The sequence below is a fragment of the Polaromonas sp. 39-63-25 genome (genome assembly GCF_002278925.1).
GTDB lineage: Bacteria > Pseudomonadota > Gammaproteobacteria > Burkholderiales > Burkholderiaceae_C > Polaromonas.
This window is the reverse complement of sequence record NZ_NCJH01000006.1, coordinates 477537-502723: the sequence shown is the minus strand read 5'-3', so window position 1 is coordinate 502723 and position 25187 is coordinate 477537. Positions and strand designations below refer to the sequence as shown.

Below are 25187 nucleotides of genomic sequence, written 5' to 3'. Positions count from 1 at the left end.
AAGGCGGGCCTGATCACCCAAAGGTTTTCATGAAAGTCATTGATTCCATCGTCACCCAGGCCGCCGGCATTGCCGCCGTGCGTCGCGATATCCACGCCCACCCGGAGCTGTGTTTTGAAGAAGTGCGCACCGCCGATGTGGTGGCGCAAAAATTGACCGAATGGGGCATTCCCATCCACCGCGGCATGGGCACCACCGGTGTGGTCGGCATCGTCAAGAACGGCACCTCCAGCCGCGCCATTGGCCTGCGCGCCGACATGGACGCGCTGCCCATGCAGGAGTTCAACACCTTTGAACATGCCAGCAAGACCCAGGGCAAGATGCACGCCTGCGGCCATGACGGCCACACCGCCATGCTGCTGGCCGCGGCGCAGCACTTTGCGAAAAACCGCAATTTCGACGGCACGGTCTACCTGATTTTCCAGCCGGCCGAGGAGGGCGGCGGCGGCGCGCGCGAGATGATCAAGGACGGCCTGTTCGACAAGTTCCCCATGGACGCGGTGTTCGGCATGCACAACTGGCCCGGCACGCAGGTCGGCAAGTTTGCCGCCAGCACCGGACCGGTGATGGCCTCGAGCAACGAGTTCAAGATCACGATTCGCGGCAAGGGCGGCCATGCTGCCTTGCCGCACAACGGCGTCGATCCGGTGCCGGTGGCCTGCGAGATGGTGCAGGCCTTCCAGACCATCATCAGCCGCAACAAGAAGCCGGTCGATGCCGGTGTGATCTCGGTCACCATGATCCATGCCGGCGAGGCCACCAACGTGATCCCCGACAGCTGCGAGCTGCAGGGCACGGTGCGCACCTTCACGCTGGAAGTGCTGGACCTGATAGAAAAACGCATGCAGCAGATCGCCGAGCACCTCTGCGCGGCGCATGACGCCCAGTGCGAATTTTCGTTTGTGCGCAACTACCCGCCCACCATCAACCATGCCAAGGAAACCGAGTTTGCGCGCAAGGTGATGGCCGAGATCGTCGGCGAGGCCAACGTGATTGCCCAGGAGCCGACCATGGGCGCGGAAGACTTTTCCTACATGCTGCAGGCCAAACCGGGCTGCTACGTCTTTATTGCCAACGGCGACGGCGCACACCGCGAGATGGGCCACGGCGGGGGGCCGTGCATGCTGCACAACCCGAGTTATGACTTCAACGACGACCTGATCCCGCTGGGGGCCACCTTCTGGGTGCGCCTGAGCGAAAGCTGGCTGGCCAAGGACGCAGCATGAGCGGAGTGACCGAAGCTTTTTCCGGCACCTATGCCGAAGCGCGCGGCAAATTCCTCGAAGCCGCCGCTGCGGCCGGCCTGCAGGCGGATTCGCACATTCACCCTGAAGCCGGGCGCGAGGGCGAAGAGCTGGCCATGGACGTGGTGCTGGACGGCCCGGCCGACGCCCGTTCGCTGCTGATCCTCACCAGCGCCTGCCATGGGGTCGAAGGTTATTGCGGCTCCGGCGTGCAGGTGTTTGCCCTGCGGGACGCCGAGTGGCGCGCCAAGGCCAGGGCGCAGGGCGTTGCGGTGCTGTACGTGCATGCGCTCAACCCCTATGGCTTTTCGCACATCCGGCGCACCACCCATGAAAACGTGGATCTGAACCGCAACTTCCATGACTTCTCGCAGACCTTGCCTGTCAACGAGGCTTACCGCGAGCTGCAGCCGCTGTTGCTGCCCGAGCAGTGGCCGCCCAACGACGACAACAAGGTGGCCACCGACCATTACATCGCCAGCCGCGGCATGGATGCCTACCAGGCAGCCATCACCCGGGGCCAGCATGAATTCCCCGAGGGCCTGTTTTTCGGCGGCACCGCGCCGACCTGGAGCAACCAGACCCTGCGCAAGGTGCTGCAGACCCATGCGCGCCAGGCCAGGCGGGTGGCATGGATTGACGTTCACACCGGACTGGGTCCCAGCGGTGTCGGCGAACGCATCTGCGCCTGTCGCGATGACAAGGAAGCGCTGGCCCGGGCACGCGCCTGGTGGGGCGGCGGTGGTGCGACACCGGTGACCTCGATTTACGACGGCTCGTCGAGTTCGGCTTTCCTGACGGGCCTGATGTGGACCTCGATCTACGACGAGTGCCCCGAGGCGGAATACACCGGCATCGCGATGGAGTACGGCACTTTGCCGCCCTTCGAGATGATGCAGGCGCTGCGTGCCGAACACTGGCTCAATGTCCACCGCGATGCGCCACCGGCACTGGCCGCGCAGATCAAGCAGCAGATGATGGATGCGTTTTACGTGGACACCGACGCCTGGAAAGAACAGATCATCAGCCAGGCACGGGAGTCGCTGTTCCAGGCGGTGGATGGGCTGAATTCATAGTCTTTTTGGGCGCGAACCCTTGATGGACGGGCGCATTCAGCTATAAAAAATATAGCGGATGCGCTTTTTTTTGTAGCTCAGTCTTCCAGTTCGGCCTTGGCCATTTCCACATCGAGCCGCTCCATCGCGTCCATCGGTGTGCTGGCAGCGGCCTGTTCGTAGAGCTTGGTGGCCTCTTTCATCCGCTTGTCGCCTTCGAGCATCACCATGCCGTTGGCGTATTCGATCATGGCGATGGCCGAGCCTGGGTTGAGCTTGAGGGACTCCTTGAACAGGGACAGGCCCACGTCCTTCTTGGCGCCGTAGGTCATGCCGCCGATCAGGGAGCCGACCTTGTCAATCACCTCGGCGTGAAAGGCGGCCAGCGCAATGTGCGCGTCGGCATGCTTGGGGCAGAGCCTGATGGCCTGCTCCAGCGCGTTCTTGACCTTGCTGCCCAGGCCCTGGGCGAGCGCCTTGGCCACGCTGATGCCCTGGCTGTAGCGCCCGAGGGCGTACGCCTGCCAGTACCAGGCGTTGGCGTTCTGGGGCTCGGCGGCCTGCTGGGCCTCGGCGCGCTGGGCGACTTCCATGAACAGCTCGAGCTTGGTCTTTTCCCTGTTCTCGAGGTAGTTGGCGTAAATGGACGTGGCCTTGTTGGCCACGGTGATGCCGGCGCCGCCTGCCTTCAGGCCCGCTTCGGCGGCCTTCTGGAAGTCGCCGTTGTGGAACAGCACCCAGGCCTGCAGCGCGGCGGCGTCCTTGGGCAGGGGCTCGCAGTCCCCCTGGTGCAGGCGGGCCCAGTTTTTCTTCAGGCTGGCGGCATCGAATGCGTAGTCGCCGGCGTGGGGGAAGGCAGTCCATTTGGCCATTGGTCGTCTCCTGAAATTTATAGTTGGCTGGCTGGAAAATCGGCGATCAGGCGGGGTTGGTGTAGGCACCCACCAGGGCCTGCAGGTGCATGCGCTGGCCCTGCTCGAGGTAGGGAATCAGCAAGTTCAGGACATGGTGCGCGCCGCGCAGCAGGGCCGCCTGGGCGTTTTCCGGCTCCAGCGCATGGCGCGGGTCGCGCACGTATTCGAAACTCAGCCAGTAGGTCAGCACCACCACCATGCTGGTGGCCGTGGCCTCGACCTCGCGCGAGTCGATGCTGACGGTGTTGGCCCGGCTCATGCTGTCGAGCATGGTTTTGACCGAGCGGGTCTTGTTTTTCAGTACCCACTGGAAGTGGGTCTCGAGCCGCCGGTTCTTGCTGAGCAGGTCGTTGAGGTCGCGGTACAGGAAGCGGTATTGCCAGATCAGCTCGAACAGCGTGTGCATGAAAAACCAGGCGTCCTCTACATCGCGCACGCTGTCGCTGGCGTTGAGCAGCTCGCTCAGGGCTCGCTCATAACGGTCGAACAGCGAGTTGATCAGCTCGTCCTTGGCGGGGTAGTGGTAATAGAGGTTGCCGGGGCTGATGCCCAGTTCGGCCGAGATCAGCGTGGTCGAGACATTGGGCTCGCCAAAACGGTTGAACAGATCAAGCGTCACTTCCAGGATGCGTTCAGCAGTTCGGCGCGGCGCTTTTTTCGCCATGGTGTCTACCTCGTATTTTGGTTCGACTCTAACCCACTCATCCGGGGGTTGGAAGTAGGGAAGTCGAGCGCCGGGCGGCGCGGGCCGCCGGTGCCTGCAGGGCGTGACTCAGGTCCTCCATGATTTCTTCCAGTGAATGGATCGCGCGGCCCAGCCGGGTGGTGGCCGGGCGTTCGCTGACCAGGTGGCGCCGTGAGTCCTCTAGCACTTCGAGGTTGAGCGAGATGCCGTGCCGTGCGAGCTTGGCCGACAGCGTGGTTTGGCGCGAGCGCAGCATGTCGCGGGTCTTCTGGTAGGCGTGCTCGGCCAGCTGGCGGCGCTGGGCATAACTGAAGGTGTTGGCCAGGAACAGCTCGGCGTCGCGGTGGTCCGGCTCGATGAGGACAATGTCGGTGTCGGGGTAGGCATGTTCGTAGTGTTTCATGCCCAGCTCCAGCCGGGAATGGATCATGGAGCGGAAGGTCTGGCTCAGCACCGCCGGCAGCCCGCCATCGACGATGCGCGGGATGGCCTGCCTTTCCCTGGGCAGGCCGCGCCGCATCACGCGTTGTGCCATCGACAGGTCGGGGGCCCGGGTGGCGTCAAACGGCACCAGCGGATTGAGGCACAACATCAGGTCAATGCCGCCGTCCATGGCCACGCCGGCGTGCAGGGTTTTCTTCAACGCGCCGTCCACGTAATAGTGGTTGTCGATCTCCACCGGCGGAAACAGCCCCGGCAGGGCCGAACTGGCCTGCACCGCTTTGGAGATCGGCACATGGTCCCAGCCGGGCTGGCCAAAAGGCGCGGCGTCGCCGCTGTCCAGGTTGGTGGCCACCAGCGTGAGCCGCGTCTTGAGCTCGCGAAAGTCGTTGGTCCGCCCTGCCTTGGAGAACAGAAGGCCCAGGCGCCTGTCCACCTCCTCGTTGGAGAACACGCCCGTCGGCAGGGCGGGGCCAAGTTTGTCGAGCGCGTTCAGCAGGGGCTTGCGCCCCACCGTGGCGCGCCACAAGGCCGTCGCCGCCAGGCCAGGCAGCATGACGCTGCGCCGCAAGAATTCGCCATAGGCCGGCACCATCAGCCAGGCCGGGTCGAACACCTCGGAAGCCTGGTGGTCGTTTTCAATGAAAGCGGCACACAGCTCGCGTGGTGTCATGCCGTTGGCCAGGCCTGCCGCGATAAAACTGCCGGCCGACACACCCACGTAGTGATCCAGCCGGGTCAGCGCAAGGCCTTCCAACGACTCACCCAAGGGTCCGCCGCCTGCCAGCGCCAGAGCGATACGCGGCTTGGCGACCGGACGTGCCGCCCTTTTTACCTTGGTGGCTGGCTGCTGCTGTCTGGGATTCCTGGCTGAAGTCATGAATTGGAAGTGTAGACCGCGGGTTCCCGAGAATTTGCTGCTATGCAGCAATCCCTCAGAGGGGCGAGGACGAAAAAAAAGGACGCATCAACGTCCTTTTTTTGAGGTGGCTCAAGGCAACAGGTGTCAGGCGGACTTGCGAGCCGGCGCGCGCTTGGCTGCTGGCTTGCGTGCCGCGGTCTTGCTGGCGGCGGGTTTTGCCGCAGCACGTGGCGCTGCCTTGGTGGCAGCCGGTTTGGCGCCCATCTTCTGCACGTTTTTGTTGAGCTCATCGATCCGTGCGATGAGGGCTTCCACGTCCTTGGCAGAGGGCACGCCCAGCTTATTCAGGGCCTTGGCGACGCGCTCTTCAAAAATGTTCTCGAGCTTGTCCCACTGGGTGCCGGCTTTCGAGGTGATGTCTGTCGCCATGGTGGCCATCTTGTTGGTGGCGGTGGAAATTTTCTCTTCGGCAACAGCCTGCGTCTTGCGCTGGATGGACAGACCTTCCTTGACCAAGGTCTCAAAGACTTTGCCGCCTTCTTCCTGAGCCTTGGAGAAAGCCCCGAGGCCGGCCAGCCAGATCTGCTGGGCCGATTCCTTCACGGCACCCGAGAGCTGGGGGCCGGACTTTTTGTCAGCGCTCATTTTTTGCAGTTTTTTGACCATGGTGGACTCCTGTCGATAGGGGATGACTGGTTGGCGCCGCCATCGGGCGACTCGCAAGACAAAATATAAGCGCTGCAGGCGTGCAGATTTAGGTGTTTGCTCCTAAAACGCCAGTGATCCGCCTCGATGGAAAAACGGTGCCAAACGGGCTGATCGCGGGTTTCTGCTGACCGGCGGGCAGCAGGGCTTGGGCAAGAATCCCTAGGTTCAGAGTTATCTTGCGGAGAACACAATGCAGTATTTCGTCACGGGAGCCACCGGTTTCATCGGTAAACGGCTGGTCAAAAAGCTTCTGGCGCGCAAGGGTGCGACGGTGTATTTCCTCATCCGCAAGGAAAGTGCCGGCAAGGTTGATGCCTTGCGTGAGTACTGGGGTGTCAGCGCCGCCAGGGCCGTCCCTGTCCATGGTGACCTCACGGCGAAGAAACTCGGCGTCTCGAGCGAAGACGTCAAAAAACTCAAAGGCCAGATTGACCATTTCTACCACCTCGCGGCTGTTTACGATCTGAGCGCCGACGAGGAAAGCCAGATTGCCGTCAATGTGGACGGTACCCGCCACACGGTCGAGTTCACCAAGGCCATCGAGGCCGGACATTTCCACCATGTGAGTTCCATCGCTGCCGCCGGCCTGTACGAAGGCGTGTTCCGTGAGGACATGTTCGAGGAGGCCGAGAACTACGAACACCCGTATTTCATGACCAAGCATGAGAGCGAAAAAATCGTGCGCAAGGAGTGCAAGGTGCCCTGGACGGTTTACCGGCCTGCCATGGTGGTCGGTGACAGCAGCACCGGCGAGATGGACAAGATCGATGGCCCCTATTATTTCTTCAAGCTGATCCAGCGCATGCGCCAGTTGCTGCCGCCCTGGATGCCCGCCGTGGGCCTGGAAGGAGGCCGCATCAACATCGTGCCGGTAGATTTTGTGGTTGATGCGCTGGACGTCATCAGCCACAAGGCCGGCATTGCAAAAAAATGCTTCCACCTGGTCGATCCAGTGGGTTACCGCGTCGGCGACGTGCTCGACATCTTCAGCCGGGCCGCGCATGCGCCCAAGATGAACCTGTTCGTCAATGCGGCCCTGCTTGGTTTCATTCCGCGCAGCGTCAAGAAAAGCCTGATGGCCCTGGCGCCGGTGCGCCGCGTGCGCAATGCCATCATGGCCGACCTGGGCCTGCCCGAGGACATGCTGACCTTCGTCAACTACCCGACGCGTTTTGACTGCCGAGAAACGCTTGCCGCGCTCAAGGGCTCGGGCGTTGAATGTCCCAACCTGAAAGACTATGCTTGGCGCGTGTGGGACTATTGGGAGCGTCACCTCGACCCCGACCTGCACATCGACCGCTCGCTCAAGGGTACCGTCAGCGGCAAAGTGGTGCTGATCACTGGGGGGTCCTCGGGCATCGGCCTGGCGGCGGCCCACAAGTTTGCCGAAGCCGGCGCCGTCACCCTCATCTGCGGCCGCGACCAGGACAAGCTCGACGAGGCCTGCAAGGAGGCCCGGGCCAAGGGCTACCACTTCATTGCCTACCCGGCCGATATTGCAGACATGGCCGACTGCGACCGCTTTGTGCAGACGCTGATCGAAAAACACGGCGGCGTTGATTTCCTCATCAACAATGCGGGTCGGTCGATTCGCCGCGCCATTGAGGCCAGTTATGACCGGTTTCATGATTTCGAGCGCACCATGCAGCTCAACTACTTCGGCTGCCTGCGGGTCACCATGGGTTTTTTGCCCGGCATGGTCGCCAGACACAAGGGCCACGTGGTCAATATCAGCTCAATCGGCGTGTTGACCAATGCACCGCGCTTTTCGGCCTACGTTGCCTCCAAATCGGCACTGGACGCCTGGACACGTTGCGCCTCCAGCGAATTCGCCGATCAGGGCATCACCTTCACCACCATCAACATGCCGCTGGTGCGCACACCGATGATCGCTCCGACCAACCTGTACAACAACGTACCGACCTTGAGCCCGGAAGAAGCTGCCGACCTGGTGGCCCAGGCCTGCATCTTCAAGCCGGTGCGCATCGCCACCCGCCTGGGCATTGCCGGTCAGGTGCTGCATGCCCTGTTGCCGCGCGTGGCGCAAATCGCCATGAACACCAGCTTTCGCATGTTTCCCGACTCGTCGGCTGCCAAGGGCGCGAATCCGGGTGACAAGCCGGTCAAGCAGACGCTGTCACCGGAAGCCGTGGCGCTGCAGCAGATGATGCGTGGCATTCATTTTTAATTGATAGCCTGTCAAGGCGATTTTATTCGGCGATTTGACTATTTAATCAGGTAGTCCTGTTTGCTGTGTCCGGCCGCCAGTTGGGCTGTGAGCCAGGCTGGTGTTTTGCCGCGCCCTGTCCAGGTTTTGCCGCTGGCCGGGTCCTGATATTTCGGCGCGACGCTCATACGCTTGTCGCCCATTGCCCGTTCCTTGCGGACGGGCAATTTTTTTCCGGAAAAACCCAAGTCGGTGGCCGTCAACTGGAATGTTTTAATCAGTTCTTTGGCCGATGTAATGGCTTGCGCACGCTCAGTATTTTTTTGTTCTGCCAGTTTTTCACGCAATTCGTTGACCTTTGCTTCAGCTTGATTGATTTGCTGTTGCAGTTCGGATGATATGGACATAGTGAATTGATCTTTCTGTGTAAAATTATTATTCGAATAAACGCTAGAAAATCATTATATTTGAATGAAGTTTGGAGTGGGTTTCGATAAACAGCTATTCCAAATTGTCCGTGACCGGATTATTTCAGGACACTTGGCGAAAAAATGCAGCCGCCTCCGCCAGCATAAAATATAAGCCGTTGCCTGGCGATGGCATTCAAACTGCTGAGGAAAATTCATGATTATGGTTACAGGTGGTGCCGGCTTTATCGGCGCCAATTTTGTCCTTGACTGGTTGGCCGGGCGCGGCGAGCCGGTTATCAATCTGGACAAGCTCACCTACGCCGGCAACATGGAAACCTTGGCTGGATTGCAGGACGATCCGCGGCATGTTTTCATCAAGGGCGACATTGGCGACAGCGCGCTTGTGGGTGAGTTGCTGGCCCGGCACCAGCCGCGCGCCATCATCAATTTTGCAGCCGAATCCCATGTCGACCGGTCCATTTCAAGCCCGGAAGATTTCATCCAGACCAACATCGTCGGCACTTTCCGGTTGCTGGAGGCGGTCCGGGCCTACTGGGGTGGTTTGGGTGCTGAAGCCAAGGCCGGCTTTCGCTTCCTGCATGTTTCGACCGACGAGGTGTACGGCTCACTCGCGTCCACGGAGGCCGCTTTTACGGAAACGCACCGGTATGAGCCCAACAGCCCCTATTCAGCCAGCAAGGCCGCCAGCGACCATCTCGTGCGTGCCTACCACCACACCTATGGTTTGCCGGTGCTCACCACCAACTGCAGCAACAACTACGGTCCCTACCATTTCCCCGAAAAGCTGATTCCCCTGATGATTGTCAACGCGCTGGCCGGCAAACCCCTGCCGGTCTATGGCGACGGCATGCAGGTGCGCGACTGGCTTTATGTGAAAGACCATTGCAGCGCGATCCGCCGCGTGCTCGAAGCCGGCAAGCCGGGCGAGGTCTACAACGTGGGCGGCTGGAACGAAAAGCCTAACATCGCTATTGTGAACATCGTCTGCGACCTGCTCGACGAACTTCGGCCGCGCTCCGATGGGAAACATTACCGCGAGCAGATCAGCTATATCAAGGACCGCCCGGGTCATGACCGCCGCTACGCCATCGACGCCGGGAAAATCCAGCGCGAGTTGGGCTGGAAGCCTGCGGAAACCTTTGAAACCGGCATACGCAAGACAGTGCAGTGGTACCTGGCCCATGCGGAGTGGGTGGCGCATGTTCAAAGCGGGGCTTACAGGGACTGGGTGGACACTCATTACGCCGGCGTAACCACTGCATGAAAATCCTGCTTCTTGGAAAAAGCGGCCAGGTGGGCTGGGAGTTGCAGCGCAGCCTGGCGCCTTTGGGCGAACTTCTCGCGCTGGACCGGCACAGCACGGACCTGTGTGGCGATCTCGCCAATCTGGCCGGAATCAGTGCCTCAGTGCGCCAGATGCGGCCGGATGTCATCGTCAATGCAGCGGCCTATACCGCTGTTGACAAAGCCGAAAGCGATGCTGCGACCGCACATACAGTGAACGCAGAAGCACCTGGCGTGCTCGCCGAAGCCGCCAGCGCCGTTGGCGCGTGGTTGGTTCATTATTCGACCGATTATGTTTTCGATGGCAGCGGCAGCCAACCCTGGAGAGAAGGCGACCCGACCGGCCCGCTCAATGTGTATGGTCAATCCAAGCTCGAGGGCGAGCAGCGTATTGCAGCCCAATGCGCGCAGCACCTCATTTTGCGCACCAGCTGGGTCTATGCTGCGCGGGGTGGCAACTTCGCAAAAACCATGCTGCGCCTGGCAAAAGAGCGTGATCGCCTGACGGTGATCGACGACCAGTTCGGTGCACCGACCGGTGCAGAGTTGTTGGCTGACGTCACGGCTCACATGGTGCGTAGCGCACTGCCCGGTGCCGCAGGGCGTTTTGCCGGCATTTACCATGTGGCCGCTGCCGGTGAAACCTCCTGGCATGGCTATGCGCGCTTCGTGCTCGAGTGTGCATCCAGGGCCGGCCTGGCCCTCAAGGCATCCTCTTCTACCGTGGACCCGGTCCCGACGGCAGCCTTCCCCACGCCGGCCGTGCGTCCCCATAACTCCCGCCTGAACGCCGCTAAACTGCAGGACAGCTTTGGCCTGTACCTTCCCGCATGGCAGCAAGGTGTTGCCCGGATGCTCACCGAAATTACCTGACACCCCATTCATGACACAACGCAAAGGCATTGTCCTCGCCGGCGGCTCCGGCACCCGCCTGCACCCGGCCACCCTTGCCATCAGCAAGCAGTTGCTGCCGGTCTACGACAAGCCCATGGTGTATTACCCGCTGAGCACGCTGATGATCGCGGGCATCCGCGAGGTGCTCATCATCAGCACGCCGCAGGATACACCGCGCTTCGAACAACTTCTGGGTGATGGTTCGCAATGGGGCATGAAGCTTCACTACGCTATGCAACCGAGTCCCGACGGGCTGGCCCAGGCCTTCATCATCGGCGAGGAATTTCTGGCGGGCGCACCCAGCGCGCTGGTGCTCGGCGACAATATTTTCTACGGGCACGACCTGTACAAATTGCTATTAGATGCTGAGACCCAGCAAGCGGGCGCGACGGTGTTTGCCTACCATGTGCAGGATCCCGAGCGTTATGGGGTCGTGGCCTTCGACGCGGCCGGCAAGGCCAGCAGCATTGAAGAAAAGCCGGTTGTTCCCAAGAGCAACTATGCCGTGACCGGCCTCTATTTCTACGATGCCCAGGTCGTCGAGATCGCCAAATCGATCAAGCCGAGCGTCCGCGGTGAACTCGAAATCACGGCCGTCAACCTGGCCTACCTGGAGCGCGGTCAATTGACGGTGCAAATCATGCAACGTGGCTACGCCTGGCTGGACACCGGAACCCATGACAGTCTGCTCGACGCCGGTCAGTTCATCGCGACACTGGAGCATCGTCAGGGTCTGAAAATCGCTTGCCCTGAGGAAATTGCCTGGCGCAATGGTTTTATCGGTGATGCCCAGCTCGAGAAGCTGGCGCAGCCACTCGCCAAGAACGGCTACGGGCAATACCTGCTGCGCCTGCTGAAGGAGCGCGGCCAGTCATGAAGGTGACTTCTACCGTTATTCCTGATGTCCTGATCATCGAACCCCGGGTATTCGGCGACCCGCGCGGTTTCTTTTTTGAAAGCTTCAACCAGCGCGAATTCAATGCCGCGACTGGCACCGATTTCAGCTTCGTGCAGGACAACCACAGCCGGTCGGCGAAAGGCGTGCTGCGCGGCCTGCATTACCAAGTGACCCAGCCGCAGGGCAAGCTGGTGCGCGTGGTGCGCGGCGCCGTCTTCGACGTGGCCGTCGACATCCGCCCCGCATCGCCGACGTTTGGACAATGGGCCGGGTTGGAATTGAATGAAGACGATCACAGGCAGTTGTGGATGCCACCTGGCTTTGCTCACGGTTTTCTGGTGCTTGGTGAGAGTGCTGACGTCCTGTACAAGACGACAGAGTACTACTCGCCAACTGATGAAGCCTGTCTTGCATGGGATGATCCCGGCATTGGCATTCAGTGGCCTCTACGATCGCCCCCCATTCTTTCTGCCAAAGATCGCCAAGGCCGAAAGCTCAAACCAGTCTGATTTCCTGCGACTGGCGATAGCAATTCGTCTGCATGGGTGTGCGCAGGAACTCCTCGACGCGTTTGATCTGTATCCGGCGGTTGCACCGATTCATTCGGACTTTAAGTCTCTCAACTGCACCATGTTGGCCACGCCGGTTCCAGCATGGTAACATCCGTGTTCATCGACTGAACAGCAAGAAATTTTGCCATCGGACTGTCGAATACGGTCGTTGAAAGAGCTTCAGAATCATGTCCGAGTCAAAGCGATTGCTGCCTTCCCCGCTCCAGGAAGAAAATCATCTCAAGGTTTTGCGTCTGCTTGAGGGCAATCCGCACATGAATCAGCGCGACCTGGCTGACGCACTCGGGGTGAGTCTTGGGAAAACTAATTACTGCTTGAAGGCTTTGTTGGACAAGGGCTTCATCAAGATGCAGCGCTTTCGTAAAAGCCAGCGAAAGTTGGCTTATGCCTACCTGTTGACGCCTGTGGGAATTGCTGAGAAAGCAGGTCTGACGGCCCGGTTTTTGGAGAGAAAGGTCGCTGAATACGAAGGTCTCAAAGTCGAAATTGAAGCTCTTAAGTTTGAAGTTAACGAAGCACAAGAAAAATCAGGCCTGACATGACCAACCTAACAATCACCCCCGTCATTCTTTGTGGCGGCTCGGGTACGAGGCTGTGGCCACTCTCGCGCAAGAGTTTTCCCAAGCAGTTCGTTCCTCTGATTGACAACAAAAGCCTGCTTCAGCTGACGCTGGAGCGTGTAGCGCAAGCCGGTAGCGACGGCACAGCAGCCCCCGAGGTGATCTGCGTTGCCGCCGAAGAGCACCGGTTTCTGGTCAGCGAGGCCATGCAGGCGGCAAAAGTCAAAGGGCAAGTCATTCTGGAGCCGGTTGCGCGCAATACGGCTGCCGCGATGGCGCTGGCGGCGCTGACGGCCGCGCCGCAGGACCTGCTGCTGTTTTGCCCCTCGGATCACCACATTCCTGATTCCCAGGCTTTCATGGCCATGGTTCAGCAAGGCGTCGTGGCGGCCCGTCAGGGCGCCGTCGTGACCTTTGGCGTCGTGCCGAGCTTTCCCAGCACGGCTTATGGCTATATTGAACAGGGCGCTGCCAGCGGCGATGGCAGCTTTGGCGTGGCCCGTTTTATTGAAAAACCTGCCGCCGATCGGGCGCAAGCTTTGATTTTGCAAGGTAATGTGCTCTGGAATGCGGGGATTTTTCTGGCTCAGGCCGGCACCTTGATCGAAGCACTGCAGCAGCATGCAGGCGATATATTGCAAAGTTGCCGGCTGGCCATGGCACAAGCCAGGCCGGACCAGCAATTTGTTCGGCCTGAGCCTGAGGTTTTCGCCGCTTGCCGCTCCGACAGCATCGACTACGCCGTTCTGGAACATCATAAAAACGTGGCGGTGGTGCCGTTTTCCGGGGCCTGGAGCGACGTGGGCAGCTGGAATGCCGTGGCGGATTTAACGCCAGCTGACGACCAGGGCAACCGCATTGACGGCTTGGGCTTGGCTGTCCAGAGCCAGCGAACATATATTCACGCGCCACACCGCACCGTCGTCGCGCTAGGCACGCGGGACCTGCTGATCATAGACACGCCCGATGCGCTGCTGGTGGCAGCCAGCAGCCATGCCGAGCAGGTCAAGCACGTGGTGGCACGGCTGGAGACGCAAAAAAGCCCGGAAGCCAGCATGCATCGCAAGGTGGCGCGCCCTTGGGGTTGGTATGACAGCATTGACCGCGGCCAGCGCTTTCAGGTCAAACGCATTGCTGTCAAGCCTGGCGCATCGCTGAGCCTGCAAAAGCACCACCACCGCGCAGAGCACTGGATTGTGGTTTCCGGCACCGCGCTGGTGACCAAAGGCAGTGAGACTTTCCTCCTCACGGAGAATCAGTCAACTTACATTCCAATTGGTGAAACCCACCGCCTGGAAAACCCCGGCAAGACCGACCTCGAGATGATCGAAGTCCAGTCCGGCAGCTATCTTGGCGAAGACGACATCGTTCGATTCACAGACAACTACGGCAGGGCCTAAAGAATGAAAAAAGCACTTATCACCGGCGTCACCGGACAAGACGGATCCTATCTCGCTGAATTTTTGCTCAGCAAAGGCTACATCGTGCACGGCATCAAGCGCCGCACGTCGCTGTTCAACACCGACCGCATCGACCATCTGTTCCAGGACCCGCATGAACCCAACCAGCGCTTCGTTCTGCATCACGGAGACATGACGGATTCGTCCAGCCTGACACGCATCATCCAGCAGACGCAGCCCGACGAAATTTACAACTTGGCGGCGCAGAGCCATGTGGCTGTGAGCTTTGAGGAGCCCGAGTACACCGCCAACAGCGACGGCCTGGGTGCACTGCGCATCCTGGAGGCCATGCGTATTCTGGGCCTGGAAAAAACAACTCGCTTCTACCAGGCTTCGACCTCGGAGCTGTACGGTCTCGTTCAGGAAATTCCGCAGAAGGAAACGACGCCCTTCTATCCGCGCAGCCCCTATGCCGTTGCCAAGCTCTATGCCTACTGGATCACAGTCAACTACCGCGAAGCCTATGGCATGTATGCTTGCAACGGGATTTTGTTCAACCACGAAAGCCCGGTTCGCGGTGAAACCTTTGTCACCCGCAAAATCACCCGGGCGCTGGCCCGTATCAAACTTGGCATCCAGGACTGCTTGTACCTGGGCAACCTGGACTCCAAGCGCGACTGGGGTCATGCCAAGGATTACGTCGAGATGCAATGGCTGATGCTGCAGCAGGACAAACCCGAAGACTTCGTGATTGCCACCGGTGTGCAGTACACCGTGCGTGAGTTTGTCGATGCCGCAGCCAAAGAGCTGGGCCTGCAGATTCGCTGGGAAGGCAGCAATGAGGCGGAAAAAGGCTTTGACGCCAGCAGCGGCAAATGCATCGTGGCTGTCGATCCGCGCTACTTTCGTCCCACCGAAGTTGAGACCCTGTTGGGCGATGCCACCAAGGCGCGCGAGAAGCTGGGCTGGGTGCCCAAAATCAGTTTTGCGGAACTGGTTGCCGAGATGGCCCAGTCCGACATGACGGAGGCAGAGTTTGACCTGAAGGTCAAGCATAGCGGTCACAAAGCCCTGCGCAACCAGGGCTGAGCACGGTGGCAAAACCTCGCATTTTGCTCACAGGCGGCCGCGGCATGGTGGGCCAGAACATTCTGGAGCACCCCGACGCCGGTAAATGGGAATTCGTTGCACCGACGAGCCAGCAGCTGGACCTGACGGATTTCAGGGCCACCCGGCAGTTCGTGGCCGACCTGCGCCCCGATGCGGTCATACACTCAGCGGGCAGGGTCGGTGGCATCCAGGCCAACATCGCTCACCCGGTGGACTTTCTGGTGACCAACGTGGACCTGGGGCGCAACGTCATCCTTGCTGCGCGCGAAGCGGGCGTCAGCAAGCTGCTCAATCTGGCAAGCTCGTGCATGTACCCGCGCAACGCACCCAACCCCCTAGGCGAGGACTTGGTTCTCAAGGGGGAGCTGGAGCCCACCAACGAGGGTTACGCACTCGCCAAGATCTTTGCCACGCGTCTTTGCGAATACATCCATCGCGAAACGCCGAGCCTGCATTACAAAACGCTGATTCCCTGCAACCTGTATGGGCGGCACGACAAGTTTTCACCACAGCATTCGCACCTGATCCCCGCCATCATCCACAAGGTGCATCAAGCCAAGGTCCAGAATCTGGCAGAGGTGGAGATCTGGGGTGACGGCTCGGCGCGCCGCGAGTTCATGTATGCGGGCGACTTGGCCGACGCCGTGCTTCGCGCCATGGAAGACTTCGACCAGTTGCCGGATCTGATCAACATCGGCCTGGGCCACGACTACAGCATCAATGAATACTACGTTGCTGCGGCGCAAGTCATTGGCTGGCAGGGGAAATTTGTGCACGACACCACCAAACCCGTCGGCATGAAGCAGAAACTGGTCGACATTGGCAGGCAACGCGCCTGGGGATGGATGCCGGCCACCGCCCTGAATGAGGGCATAGAAAAAGCGTATCACTACTACCTGCAGGACAAGCACGCATGAGCTTCAAATATCCCCTAGCCACCGCCACGTGGGACCAGGCTGAATACGATGCGCTCCAGCGCGTCATCACATCGGGCATGTTCACGATGGGCCCGAAGGTATTCGAATTCGAAAAGCAGTTTGCGAGCTACCTGGGCGCCAAACACTGCGTGATGGTGAATTCGGGCTCGTCGGCCAATCTGCTGATGGTGGCCGCGTTGTTCTATTCGAAAAACCCCGACTTGGCGCTCAAGCCGGGCGACGAAGTCATCGTGCCTGCCGTTTCATGGAGCACGACCTATTACCCGCTCCATCAGTACGGTTTGAAGATCAAGTTCGTCGACATCGACCTCGAAACGCTGAACTTCGATCTGGACGCGCTCGAAAAAGCCGTGACCAACAAGACCCGCCTGATCATGGCAGTGAACTTGCTGGGCAACCCCAACGACTTCGACCGCATCAAGTCCATCATTGGCGACAAGAAAATCACGCTGATTGAAGACAACTGCGAGTCCCTGGGCGCGCAGTTCAAGGGCAAGCAGGCCGGCACTTTTGGCGTGATGGGCAGCTATAGCTCGTTCTTCTCGCATCACATTTCCACCATGGAAGGTGGACTCATCAGTACCGATGACGAAGAGCTGCACCACATCCTGCTGTCGCTGCGCGCCCACGGCTGGACCCGCAACCTGCCCAAGTTCAACCATGTCTGCGGTGAAAAGAGCGATGACCCCTTCAAGGAGTCTTTCCGCTTCGTGCTGCCCGGCTACAACGTCAGGCCGCTCGAAATGTCGGGCGCCCTCGGCATCGAGCAGATCAAGAAACTGCCTTCGCTGGTGGCAGAGCGCCGAAAAAATGCGGCCATGCTGCAGACAGTCATGCAAGACCACCCGGCGGTTTTGATCCAGAAAGAAATTGGCGCAAGCAGCTGGTTCGGCTTCAGCCTAGTGATACGTCCCGGCGTGAGCCTGACTCGCGATGCGCTGTTGAGCAAGCTCAACGCGCTTGGCTTTGAAGTACGTCCGATTGTGGCGGGCAACTTTGCCAAGAATGAAGTGGTGAAGTACTTCAATTCGGAAATTTCCGGCGTACTCACGAATGCCGAGCATATCGACAGCAACGGGCTCTTCGTCGGTAACCACCACTATTCCATTGAGGATGCGGTCAGGCAACTGAAAGGCATTTGAACCATGAAGGCAGTCATTCTTGCAGGAGGTTTGGGTACTCGCATATCTGAAGAAACCTATGCCAAGCCCAAGCCCATGATCGAGGTAGGTGGCAAGCCCATTCTGTGGCACATCATGAAGATCTATTCAGCCCATGGCGTCAACGATTTCGTGATCTGCTGCGGCTACAAGGGCTACCTGATCAAGGAATATTTCGCGAACTACTTTCTGCACATGTCCGACGTCACCTTCGATATGAGCAAAAACAGCATGGAAGTGCATCAGCGAAGCGCTGAGCCCTGGCGTGTCACGCTCATTGACACGGGCGAGGAAACCATGACGGGCGGACGGCTCAAGCGTGTGGCATCCTATGTCCAGGACGAAGAGGCCTTCTGCTTTACCTATGGTGATGGCGTGAGCGACGTGAACATCACCGAACTTGTTGCTTTTCACCAATCCCAGAAGGTCAAGGCAACGCTGACCGCCACGCTGCCGCCCGGGCGCTTCGGCGCGCTCGACTTCGATGGTCACAAGGTGCGCAGTTTCAAGGAAAAGCCCAAGGGCGACGGCGCCATGATCAACGGCGGCTTTTTTGTCTTGTCGCCAGAGGTGCTCAAGTACATTGACGATGACAGCAGCGTCTGGGAGCGCACGCCGCTGGAAACACTGGCCGATGAAGGCCAGCTGGCCGCCTACCAGCATGGAGGTTTCTGGCAACCCATGGACACGCTGCGCGACAAGACTCACCTGGAAGAACTCTGGGCCTCGGGCAAGGCACCGTGGAAGGTCTGGAAATGACACCCGCATTCTGGCAGGGCAAACGCGTCTTCATGACTGGCCACACCGGCTTCAAGGGCAGCTGGCTGTCGCTCTGGTTGCAACAGTTGGGCGCCTCTGTCACCGGCTATGCCCTGAGTCCGCCGACATCACCCAGCTTGTTTGTGCAAGCCCGGGTAGCCGAAGGCATGCAATCTGTGCACGGGGACATTCGCAATCTGCCGGACCTGATCAAAGCCATGCGTGCTGCGCAGCCTGAAATTGTCATCCACATGGCCGCGCAGTCGCTGGTGCGGGAATCCTACGCCGAACCGGTCGCGACCTATGCCACCAATGTCATGGGCACAGTACACCTGTTGGAAGCCGTACGCCAGACAGCAGGCGTAAAAGCAGTGGTCAACGTGACCACAGACAAATGCTACGAGAACAAGGAATGGGTCTGGGGTTACCGTGAAAATGAGCCCATGGGCGGCTACGACCCCTACAGCAACAGCAAAGGCTGCGCCGAGCTGGTGAGCGCGGCCTACCGGTCTTCTTTTTTTAGTTCCCACACCCATGCGCAGCACGGCGTTGCGCTGGCAACGGCTCGCGCGGGCAACGTGATCGGCGGCGGCGACTGGGCCAAGGACCGACTGATTCCCGACATTCTGGCGGCGTTTGAAAAAGCCCAGCCTGTGGTGATACGTAACCCGCATGCAACCCGACCATGGCAACATGTGCTGGAGCCGTTGCGCGGGTATTTGACGCTGGCCGAAAAGCTCTACACGGCAGGCCCGGCGTTTGCCGAGGGCTGGAATTTCGGACCGCACAGCGACGACGCACGACCGGTGGAGTGGATTGTCAGGAGACTCGCGGATCAGTGGCCTGATGGCGCTAGCTGGCAAATCGATGCTGGCGAGCACCCACACGAGGCCAACTATCTCAAACTCGATATCTCCAAAGCCGCCCACCGGCTCAACTGGCATCCAGTCATGCGACTTGAGCAGGCACTGGGCCTGATCGTTGACTGGGCCCAGGCGAGACAGGCCGGCGCTGATCTGCGCGCGCTCACGCAAGGACAGATCCAGGCCTACCAGGCACAAGCATTGATTTCCAACCCCACTTGACCCCCGCGGATTTTCAAATTATGCAGAACGCACAAACCCAAGCCCTTCGCGACCAGATTTCCGCGCTGGTGGAACAGTACGCCGCTCTTGCGCTGGCGCCCGAGCCTTTTTTCCCCGGCGTTACTGCGGTCCCGCCTTCGGGCAAGCTGCTGGATGGCGCAGAGCTCAAAAATATGGTCGAGGCCTCGCTCGACGGCTGGCTCACCACCGGCCGCTTCAACACCGAGTTCGAGAAGAAGCTCGCCGCTTTCATCGGCGTCAAGCACCTGATCACCGTCAATTCGGGCTCGTCGGCCAACCTTGTGGCGTTCAGCACACTGACGTCGCCCAAGCTCGGTGACAGGGCGATCAAGCCCGGCGATGAAGTCATTGGTGTGGCCGCCGGTTTTCCAACCACCGTCAATCCCATCTTGCAGTTTGGCGCCGTGCCGGTGTTTGTTGATGTGGACCGCCTCACCCACAACATCGACGCCAGCAAGATCGAAGCAGCCATTGGCCCCAAGACCAAGGCCATCATGCTGGCGCACTCGCTGGGCAACCCTTTCAACCTCGATGTCGTCGCGGCCCTGTGCAAGAAGCACAAGCTGTGGCTGGTGGAAGACTGCTGCGACGCGCTGGGCACAACCTACCGCGGTCAGATGGTCGGCACTTTTGGCGATATCGCCACCCTGAGTTTTTACCCGGCCCACCACATCACGATGGGTGAAGGGGGCGCGGTCTTTACCAACCACGACGAACTCAAAACCATTGCTGAAAGCTTCCGCGACTGGGGGCGCGACTGCTACTGCCCACCCGGCAAGGACAACACCTGTGGCAAGCGCTTTGGCTGGAAGCTAGGCGACCTGCCCGAAGGTTACGATCACAAGTACACCTACAGCCACCTGGGCTACAACCTCAAAATCACCGACATGCAGGCCGCCTGCGGGCTGGCCCAACTGGACAAGGCAGCGCAATTCATCCAGGCCCGCAAGGACAACTTTGCATTCCTGAAAAAGCGCCTGAAAGACTGCGAAGAATTTGTCAACCTGCCCGAGGCGACCGAACATTCCGATCCCTCATGGTTCGGCTTTCCGATCACCTTGAAAGAAAACTGTCCGGTCACGCGGCTTGATCTGCTGACTTATCTGGACCAGAACAAGGTAGGAACGCGGTTGCTGTTTGCCGGCAATCTGACCCGCCAGCCCTACATGGCAGGAGCAAAGTACCGCATCAGCGGTGATCTCGCCAATACCGACAATGTGATGAACAACACCTTCTGGATTGGTGTCCAACCTTCGCTGACACCGGCTATGATGGAATTCGCAGCGCGCAAGATCGAGACCTATCTCGGCGTGAACTTCTGATTTGTCATGCGTGCTGTCTTGCCCCACGACGATCTTGACCTGGTGTTATCGCTGACACCGGAGTTCTGGTCGCGCTTTGGCGGAGCGAGGCTGTTCATGACCGGCGGTACCGGCTTCATCGGCACCTGGCTGCTGCAGGCCATGCAGCGCGCCAACGACAGGCTCGGCAGCAAAATTGAACTTGTCGTACTGACTCGTGAGCCAGAGCGTGCCCGGCAGCAGGCTCCCCAGGTCTTCAGCAGGGCAGACACCTCTCTGCTGGCTGGCGACGTCAGCACCTTTGCCGACCCTGTAGGGAAGCTGGACCTCTGCATCCACGCCGCCACTGACGTGGGCGACCTGCTCAAGGCTGGCAACCCCATCAAGGTGTTTGACTCGATTGTGCTGGGAACGCGGCGCGTGCTCGATCTGGCTCATGCAAGTGGCGTCTCGCGCTTCCTGCTGACTTCAAGCGGCGCCGTGTATGGGCCGCAGCCAGCCAGCCTGGAGCGCGTGCCCGAAACTTATAACGGGGCGCCTGACCCACTGCAGTCAAACGCCGCCTATGGCAACGGAAAACGTGCGGCCGAGTGGCTGGCAGCGGCTCATGCGGCCCAGGCTTCACAAGCCGGATTCGAGTCGTGCATAGCACGCATCTTCGCGCTCATCGGGCCCGGCTTGCCGCTCAACGGACCTTTTGCGGCCGGCAACTTCATGCGTGACGCGCTAGCCGGGCAATCCATCAATGTGCAGGGAGACGGACGCCCGCTACGCTCTTACCTTTACATGGCCGATCTCTGCATCTGGCTCTTGCGCCTCCTTGGTTCTGGCGCATCGGGTCAGGCTTACAACGTCGGCTCGGAAAATGCAGTATCGATTGCAGCACTGGCCCGGCAAGTCGCTGATGCGGCGGGTACGGATGCCGCCATCAAGGTGCAGACGACAGCCGCGCAAGATGCGCCGACACCGCGTTATGTACCCGACACCTTCAAGGCAAGGCATGAGCTGGGCCTGGCCGAGTACACAGCGCTCCATACCGCCCTGCTTAAAACCATCCACTGGAGTCGTTCGGCGACGGCACTATGAACAAGTACAACGCAAATCAAATCCGCAAAGCCATTCTCGATATGGCTTACTCCGGCGCCACCGTTCATATCGGCTGTGCGTTTTCCATCGTGGAGCTGCTGGCCGTGTTGTATCGCAAGCACCTGCAGCTCGATCCCGCCAACCCGGCTATGGCGACCCGCGACTACATGGTGCTCAGCAAGGGCCACGGTGTCATGGCCCAGTACGCCTGCCTGCATGAGCTGGGCTGGCTCACGGACGACGACATTGGCAACTATTTCAAGGACGGAACCCGCCTGAAAGGCCTGGCCGACGCCCATGTGCCCGGTGTGGAAGCGACCACTGGCTCGCTGGGGCACGGCTTGTCGGTCGCCGCAGGTCTGGCGCTGGCGGCCAAACTGAATAAGACGGAGCAGACCTGCTATGCGCTGGTCGGCGACGGCGAACTCAATGAAGGGGCCATCTGGGAAGCAGCCCTGTTTGCCGCGCACTTCAAGCTGGACAACCTCGTGGTGATTGTCGACAAGAATGGTTTTCAGGCCATGGGCACGACCGACGACGTCATCGCGCTGGGAAACATCGAGGAAAAATTCAGGGCTTTCGGCTTTGATGCGGTCACTATCGACGGGCATGACGAAGCAGCCATCGACGCGGCCTATAGCAACATGAAGGCCGCCCGCAACGGCAAGCCCAAGGCAATTGTGGCTACTAGCGTCAAAGGCAAAGGTGTCTCGTTCATGGAACACAACAACATCTGGCACTACACACGCCTTACACCCGAAACCTACGCAGCCGCCATCACCGAGCTGGGGTACACAGCATGAGAAACGCATTTTCCGACGCACTGGTAGCCGCTGCGCTGTCCGACCCCAAAGTGTTGCTGCTCACGGGCGACCACGGTTATGCACTGTTTGACGCCTTCCGCAAAGCCCGGCCTGAACAGTACATCAACTGCGGCATCGCCGAGCAAAACATGGTGGGCGTGGCTGCCGGCCTGGCCAAGGCCGGCTTCAAACCCATTGTTTACGGGCTGGCGGCCTTTGTCCCTGTGCGCGTGCTCGAGCAGATAAAAATTGACGTGTGTTACGAGAACCTGCCCGTCATTTTGATCGGCGACGGTGCCGGCCTGGTTTACGGTCAACTGGGCACCAGCCACCAGTCCACCGAAGACATCGCCTGCACGCGGGCCATCCCTTCGCTGACTGTGCTTTCACCGGCCGACCGTTTTGAAATGACGGCGACCATGGAGCTCGCCCTGAAACTCGCCTCACCGGTTTACCTGCGTGTGGGAAAAAGTGACCGCGGCGATGTGCATACGGCGCCGCTGACGCTGCGCGGCGCCGGCGAGATGCTGCGCGTCGGCGAGAGCCAGGGCCGCGTCGCGTTGCTGGCGACCGGCTCGATGGTCAGGTTCGCGATGGATCTGATCGCCCAGGGCCTGGCCGCCGAGATATGGAGCGTGCCGTCGATCAAACCGATAGACCGCGAGCAACTGCGCCAGCTCACAGGCCGCGTCGACGCGGTCGTGACGCTCGAGGAGCACTCGGTTATGGGCGGCCTCGGCGCCTGCATCGCCGAAGAGCTCGCGGCATCGCCGCGGCCGCTACCACTCTGCCGCATCGGCGTCGAAGACCGCTTCTCGGCGTTCTGCGGCAGCTGGGACTACCTGCTTCAAGAGCACAAAATCGATCCGGCATCGGTCGCGGGGCGTGTCGGGGATTTTCTCGCGGCTCTTGGCATGTCGACAACCTCACCCCAAGACCGTGGCTCCTGAACAGCATCGCATGGCACCAAACCCGGGAATCCTGAAGCTGCTTGCCTTGCTGTGGCGGCATATGAGCAAACGCAGAAAAGGACATTTTGTCGTTCTGCTTTTTGTCATGCTCATCAGCACTTTCGCGGAGGTGATCAGTCTCGGCGCCGTGTTGCCGTTTCTTGCCGTTCTGATCAATCCGGCACAGGTGGCGCAATATCGCGTCCTCGCCTGGATTGTGCCCACGGGGGTCGCGGACACCCCCACGGGGCTTGTGCTGCCCCTGACCGCGCTGTTCGTTGCGGCCGCGCTGGCCGCGGGCGCGCTGCGAATTTTCCTGCTCTGGATCAGCACGCGGATCGCCTATGCGAGCGCATCCGACTTGAGCATCGACTTATACAGAAGAACCCTTTATCAGCCGTACCACACCCATATATCCAGAAACACCAGCGAAGTCATCAGCGGCGTCACGCACAAAGTCAACGATGTGGCGTTCGGGATACTTCAGGCCATACCCACGCTGCTAAGTTCGGTCGTGCTTCTGGCCGCGATACTAACCACGCTACTCCTGATAGACCCGGTGGTCGCGTCGTTGGCCGCACTTGGGTTCAGCCTGAGTTATGGCCTCGTGATCTACGCATCGCGTCGCCGCCTGCGCCGGGACAGCCAGCGTATTGCGCTCGAGCAGACACAAATCATCAAAGCGTTGCAGGAAGGTTTGGGCAGCATCCGTGAGGTTCTGCTAGACGGCACACAGGCCTTCTTTTGCGACATCTATGCGAAAGCAGAAAAGCCGCTGCGAAAAGCTCAGGGCAACAATCTTTTTTTCAGCGCGAGCCCGCGCTATGCGGTAGAGGCCTTGGGCGTGACGCTGATAGCCGCCCTCGCCTACAAACTCAGCCAGAATGACGGGGGTCTTGCGGCGGCGCTCCCCACGCTGGGCGCGCTGGCGCTTGGAGCCCAGCGCATGCTGCCGGCGCTGCAGCAGATTTATAGCTCCTGGGCAAACATCTACGGCAGCCAGGCGTCTCTCGTCGCCATATTAAAGTTGCTCGATCAAGAGACGCCCGGCTACGCAGCGGGGAACAGATTCTCAGCATCGGACTTCAACCATTCGATTCAGCTCAACAACGTCGGCTTCCGCTACTCGAGCGGTGAGGCCGACGTCCTGCACAATGTTTCGCTGACCATCCGGCGCGGCCAGCGCATCGGCGTTGTCGGCTCCACCGGCAGCGGGAAAAGTACCCTGCTTGACATCCTGATGGGACTGATCCAACCGGGTGAAGGCGCCATGACCATCGACGGCGCACCGCTCAATGAAGAAGGCTATCAGCGCTGGCAGAGAAACATCGCGCACATACCGCAGAACATCTACCTGACCGATTCAACCTTTGCCGAAAACATTGCGTTCGGAATGTCGCTTTCGGAAATAGACATGGAGCGCGTGCGCGATGCCGCCGAACAGGCCCAAATCCGCGACTTCATCGAAAGCCGGCCGGCAAGCTACCTACAACCCATCGGCGAACGGGGAGCGTTCATGTCCGGCGGGCAAAGGCAGCGGATCGGAATTGCGCGGGCGCTCTACAAACGTGCCTCCGTCCTCGTGATGGACGAGGCCACAAGCGCTCTCGACTCGGACACCGAGAATCAGATTATGCAGGCGATCCTGTCCCTCGACAAGAATCTGACGGTGGTCGTGGTCACGCATCGGCTCTCGACGGTCCGCCATTGCGACCATATTTTCGAGTTCGAGAACGGCCGGCTGATCGCGCAGGGCACGTACGACCAGTTGCTGGCCGAGAGCCCGAGTTTTCGAAGAAAATTGCAGCACCACTTCAGCGAGACGGTCGATAAAGAGGCTTCGAGGAAAGAGCATTGAA

24 protein-coding genes are annotated in these 25187 nt (G+C 59.9%); 19 read left to right on the top strand and 5 right to left on the bottom strand.

What is annotated here, in order from left to right; genetic code table 11:
* Positions 1 to 29: 29 nt before the first annotated feature.
* Positions 30 to 1226 (top strand): M20 aminoacylase family protein, encoded by a 1197-nt coding sequence (locus tag B7X65_RS08870; protein WP_293593924.1) that lies wholly within the window; start codon positions 30 to 32, stop codon positions 1224 to 1226.
* Positions 1223 to 2320, top strand: a complete 1098-nt coding sequence (locus B7X65_RS08865) for a M14 family metallopeptidase (protein WP_293593923.1) — start codon at positions 1223 to 1225, stop codon at positions 2318 to 2320. Before B7X65_RS08870 ends, B7X65_RS08865 begins: the two co-directional genes overlap by 4 nt.
* Before the next feature lie 77 nt (positions 2321 to 2397).
* Here B7X65_RS08865 and B7X65_RS08860 read toward each other — a convergent pair whose 3' ends face one another.
* The 4 genes from B7X65_RS08860 to B7X65_RS08845 all read right to left on the bottom strand — a co-directional run bounded on the left by B7X65_RS08860 (position 2398) and on the right by B7X65_RS08845 (position 5867).
* Positions 2398 to 3171: a hypothetical protein gene (locus tag B7X65_RS08860; protein WP_293593922.1), complete on the bottom strand. Its 774-nt coding sequence runs from the start codon at positions 3169 to 3171 to the stop codon at positions 2398 to 2400.
* 46 nt (positions 3172 to 3217) lie between these two features.
* Positions 3218 to 3877 carry a TetR/AcrR family transcriptional regulator gene (locus tag B7X65_RS08855; protein WP_293593921.1) on the bottom strand — a complete coding sequence of 220 codons (660 nt, stop codon included), beginning with the start codon at positions 3875 to 3877 and terminating at the stop codon, positions 3218 to 3220.
* A gap of 37 nt (positions 3878 to 3914) precedes the next feature.
* The gene (locus tag B7X65_RS08850) at positions 3915 to 5219 is read right to left on the bottom strand and encodes a patatin-like phospholipase family protein (RefSeq protein WP_293593920.1); all 1305 of its coding nucleotides are present in this window, start codon (positions 5217 to 5219) and stop codon (positions 3915 to 3917) included.
* A gap of 126 nt (positions 5220 to 5345) precedes the next feature.
* The gene (locus B7X65_RS08845) at positions 5346 to 5867 is read right to left on the bottom strand and encodes a phasin family protein (RefSeq protein WP_293593919.1); all 522 of its coding nucleotides are present in this window, start codon (positions 5865 to 5867) and stop codon (positions 5346 to 5348) included.
* Between the two features lie 232 nt (positions 5868 to 6099).
* On the opposite strand from B7X65_RS08845, the gene B7X65_RS08840 reads away from it, so the two are divergent.
* The gene (locus tag B7X65_RS08840; RefSeq protein ID WP_293593918.1) at positions 6100 to 8097 is read left to right on the top strand and encodes an SDR family oxidoreductase; all 1998 of its coding nucleotides are present in this window, start codon (positions 6100 to 6102) and stop codon (positions 8095 to 8097) included.
* A 38-nt stretch (positions 8098 to 8135) separates the two neighbouring features.
* Here the strand turns inward: B7X65_RS08840 and B7X65_RS08835 are convergent, their stop codons facing one another.
* Positions 8136 to 8483, bottom strand: a complete 348-nt coding sequence (locus B7X65_RS08835; RefSeq protein ID WP_293593917.1) for an H-NS histone family protein — start codon at positions 8481 to 8483, stop codon at positions 8136 to 8138.
* Between the two features lie 217 nt (positions 8484 to 8700).
* Between B7X65_RS08835 and rfbB the strand changes: the two genes are divergently transcribed.
* The 16 genes from rfbB (at position 8701) to B7X65_RS08755 (ending at position 25186) form a co-directional block, all read left to right on the top strand.
* A complete protein-coding gene (gene rfbB, locus B7X65_RS08830; RefSeq protein ID WP_293593916.1) occupies positions 8701 to 9771 on the top strand; it encodes a dTDP-glucose 4,6-dehydratase in 1071 nt (356 codons plus the stop codon).
* Positions 9768 to 10664 (top strand): dTDP-4-dehydrorhamnose reductase, encoded by an 897-nt coding sequence (gene rfbD, locus B7X65_RS08825; RefSeq protein WP_293593915.1) that lies wholly within the window; start codon positions 9768 to 9770, stop codon positions 10662 to 10664. The genes rfbB and rfbD overlap by 4 nt, the downstream gene beginning before the upstream one ends.
* A 10-nt stretch (positions 10665 to 10674) precedes the next feature.
* A complete protein-coding gene (rfbA, locus tag B7X65_RS08820; RefSeq protein ID WP_293593914.1) occupies positions 10675 to 11562 on the top strand; it encodes a glucose-1-phosphate thymidylyltransferase RfbA in 888 nt (295 codons plus the stop codon).
* Complete coding sequence (gene rfbC / locus B7X65_RS08815; protein ID WP_293593913.1) at positions 11559 to 12092, top strand: dTDP-4-dehydrorhamnose 3,5-epimerase; 534 nt, start codon at positions 11559 to 11561, stop codon at positions 12090 to 12092. Before rfbA ends, rfbC begins: the two co-directional genes overlap by 4 nt.
* Positions 12093 to 12322: 230 nt before the next feature.
* On the top strand, positions 12323 to 12697 hold the full coding sequence (locus B7X65_RS08810; RefSeq protein WP_293593912.1) for a MarR family EPS-associated transcriptional regulator: 375 nt from the start codon (positions 12323 to 12325) through the stop codon (positions 12695 to 12697).
* Entirely contained in the window at positions 12694 to 14115 is a 1422-nt protein-coding gene (locus B7X65_RS08805) for a mannose-1-phosphate guanylyltransferase/mannose-6-phosphate isomerase (protein ID WP_293593911.1), read from the top strand. The genes B7X65_RS08810 and B7X65_RS08805 overlap by 4 nt, the downstream gene beginning before the upstream one ends.
* 3 nt (positions 14116 to 14118) lie before the next feature.
* Positions 14119 to 15204, top strand: a complete 1086-nt coding sequence (gmd, locus tag B7X65_RS08800) for a GDP-mannose 4,6-dehydratase (protein WP_293593910.1) — start codon at positions 14119 to 14121, stop codon at positions 15202 to 15204.
* 5 nt (positions 15205 to 15209) lie between these two features.
* Complete coding sequence (locus B7X65_RS08795) at positions 15210 to 16142, top strand: GDP-L-fucose synthase (RefSeq protein ID WP_293593909.1); 933 nt, start codon at positions 15210 to 15212, stop codon at positions 16140 to 16142.
* On the top strand, positions 16139 to 17305 hold the full coding sequence (locus B7X65_RS08790; RefSeq protein ID WP_293593908.1) for a DegT/DnrJ/EryC1/StrS aminotransferase family protein: 1167 nt from the start codon (positions 16139 to 16141) through the stop codon (positions 17303 to 17305). Before B7X65_RS08795 ends, B7X65_RS08790 begins: the two co-directional genes overlap by 4 nt.
* A gap of 3 nt (positions 17306 to 17308) precedes the next feature.
* The gene (gene rfbF, locus B7X65_RS08785; RefSeq protein ID WP_293593907.1) at positions 17309 to 18082 is read left to right on the top strand and encodes a glucose-1-phosphate cytidylyltransferase; all 774 of its coding nucleotides are present in this window, start codon (positions 17309 to 17311) and stop codon (positions 18080 to 18082) included.
* Complete coding sequence (gene rfbG, locus B7X65_RS08780; protein ID WP_293594106.1) at positions 18079 to 19167, top strand: CDP-glucose 4,6-dehydratase; 1089 nt, start codon at positions 18079 to 18081, stop codon at positions 19165 to 19167. The genes rfbF and rfbG overlap by 4 nt, the downstream gene beginning before the upstream one ends.
* A gap of 20 nt (positions 19168 to 19187) precedes the next feature.
* On the top strand, positions 19188 to 20510 hold the full coding sequence (gene rfbH, locus B7X65_RS08775; RefSeq protein ID WP_293593906.1) for a lipopolysaccharide biosynthesis protein RfbH: 1323 nt from the start codon (positions 19188 to 19190) through the stop codon (positions 20508 to 20510).
* 6 nt (positions 20511 to 20516) lie between these two features.
* Complete coding sequence (locus B7X65_RS08770; RefSeq protein WP_293593905.1) at positions 20517 to 21575, top strand: NAD(P)-dependent oxidoreductase; 1059 nt, start codon at positions 20517 to 20519, stop codon at positions 21573 to 21575.
* Positions 21572 to 22378 (top strand): transketolase, encoded by an 807-nt coding sequence (locus tag B7X65_RS08765; protein WP_293593904.1) that lies wholly within the window; start codon positions 21572 to 21574, stop codon positions 22376 to 22378. The genes B7X65_RS08770 and B7X65_RS08765 overlap by 4 nt, the downstream gene beginning before the upstream one ends.
* Entirely contained in the window at positions 22375 to 23328 is a 954-nt protein-coding gene (locus tag B7X65_RS08760; protein ID WP_293593903.1) for a transketolase C-terminal domain-containing protein, read from the top strand. Before B7X65_RS08765 ends, B7X65_RS08760 begins: the two co-directional genes overlap by 4 nt.
* Entirely contained in the window at positions 23318 to 25186 is a 1869-nt protein-coding gene (locus B7X65_RS08755) for an ABC transporter ATP-binding protein (protein WP_293593902.1), read from the top strand. The genes B7X65_RS08760 and B7X65_RS08755 overlap by 11 nt, the downstream gene beginning before the upstream one ends.
* Position 25187 lies beyond the last annotated feature (1 nt).

Coding starts and splice junctions, on each gene's coding strand:
- B7X65_RS08870 (WP_293593924.1), top strand. CDS start 30: ATGAAAGTCATTGATTCCATCGTCACCCAGGCCGCCGGCATTGCCGCC.
- B7X65_RS08865 (WP_293593923.1), top strand. CDS start 1,223: ATGAGCGGAGTGACCGAAGCTTTTTCCGGCACCTATGCCGAAGCGCGC.
- B7X65_RS08860 (WP_293593922.1), bottom strand. CDS start 3,171: ATGGCCAAATGGACTGCCTTCCCCCACGCCGGCGACTACGCATTCGAT.
- B7X65_RS08855 (WP_293593921.1), bottom strand. CDS start 3,877: ATGGCGAAAAAAGCGCCGCGCCGAACTGCTGAACGCATCCTGGAAGTG.
- B7X65_RS08850 (WP_293593920.1), bottom strand. CDS start 5,219: ATGACTTCAGCCAGGAATCCCAGACAGCAGCAGCCAGCCACCAAGGTA.
- B7X65_RS08845 (WP_293593919.1), bottom strand. CDS start 5,867: ATGGTCAAAAAACTGCAAAAAATGAGCGCTGACAAAAAGTCCGGCCCC.
- B7X65_RS08840 (WP_293593918.1), top strand. CDS start 6,100: ATGCAGTATTTCGTCACGGGAGCCACCGGTTTCATCGGTAAACGGCTG.
- B7X65_RS08835 (WP_293593917.1), bottom strand. CDS start 8,483: ATGTCCATATCATCCGAACTGCAACAGCAAATCAATCAAGCTGAAGCA.
- rfbB (WP_293593916.1), top strand. CDS start 8,701: ATGATTATGGTTACAGGTGGTGCCGGCTTTATCGGCGCCAATTTTGTC.
- rfbD (WP_293593915.1), top strand. CDS start 9,768: ATGAAAATCCTGCTTCTTGGAAAAAGCGGCCAGGTGGGCTGGGAGTTG.
- rfbA (WP_293593914.1), top strand. CDS start 10,675: ATGACACAACGCAAAGGCATTGTCCTCGCCGGCGGCTCCGGCACCCGC.
- rfbC (WP_293593913.1), top strand. CDS start 11,559: ATGAAGGTGACTTCTACCGTTATTCCTGATGTCCTGATCATCGAACCC.
- B7X65_RS08810 (WP_293593912.1), top strand. CDS start 12,323: ATGTCCGAGTCAAAGCGATTGCTGCCTTCCCCGCTCCAGGAAGAAAAT.
- B7X65_RS08805 (WP_293593911.1), top strand. CDS start 12,694: ATGACCAACCTAACAATCACCCCCGTCATTCTTTGTGGCGGCTCGGGT.
- gmd (WP_293593910.1), top strand. CDS start 14,119: ATGAAAAAAGCACTTATCACCGGCGTCACCGGACAAGACGGATCCTAT.
- B7X65_RS08790 (WP_293593908.1), top strand. CDS start 16,139: ATGAGCTTCAAATATCCCCTAGCCACCGCCACGTGGGACCAGGCTGAA.
- rfbF (WP_293593907.1), top strand. CDS start 17,309: ATGAAGGCAGTCATTCTTGCAGGAGGTTTGGGTACTCGCATATCTGAA.
- rfbG (WP_293594106.1), top strand. CDS start 18,079: ATGACACCCGCATTCTGGCAGGGCAAACGCGTCTTCATGACTGGCCAC.
- rfbH (WP_293593906.1), top strand. CDS start 19,188: ATGCAGAACGCACAAACCCAAGCCCTTCGCGACCAGATTTCCGCGCTG.
- B7X65_RS08770 (WP_293593905.1), top strand. CDS start 20,517: ATGCGTGCTGTCTTGCCCCACGACGATCTTGACCTGGTGTTATCGCTG.
- B7X65_RS08765 (WP_293593904.1), top strand. CDS start 21,572: ATGAACAAGTACAACGCAAATCAAATCCGCAAAGCCATTCTCGATATG.
- B7X65_RS08760 (WP_293593903.1), top strand. CDS start 22,375: ATGAGAAACGCATTTTCCGACGCACTGGTAGCCGCTGCGCTGTCCGAC.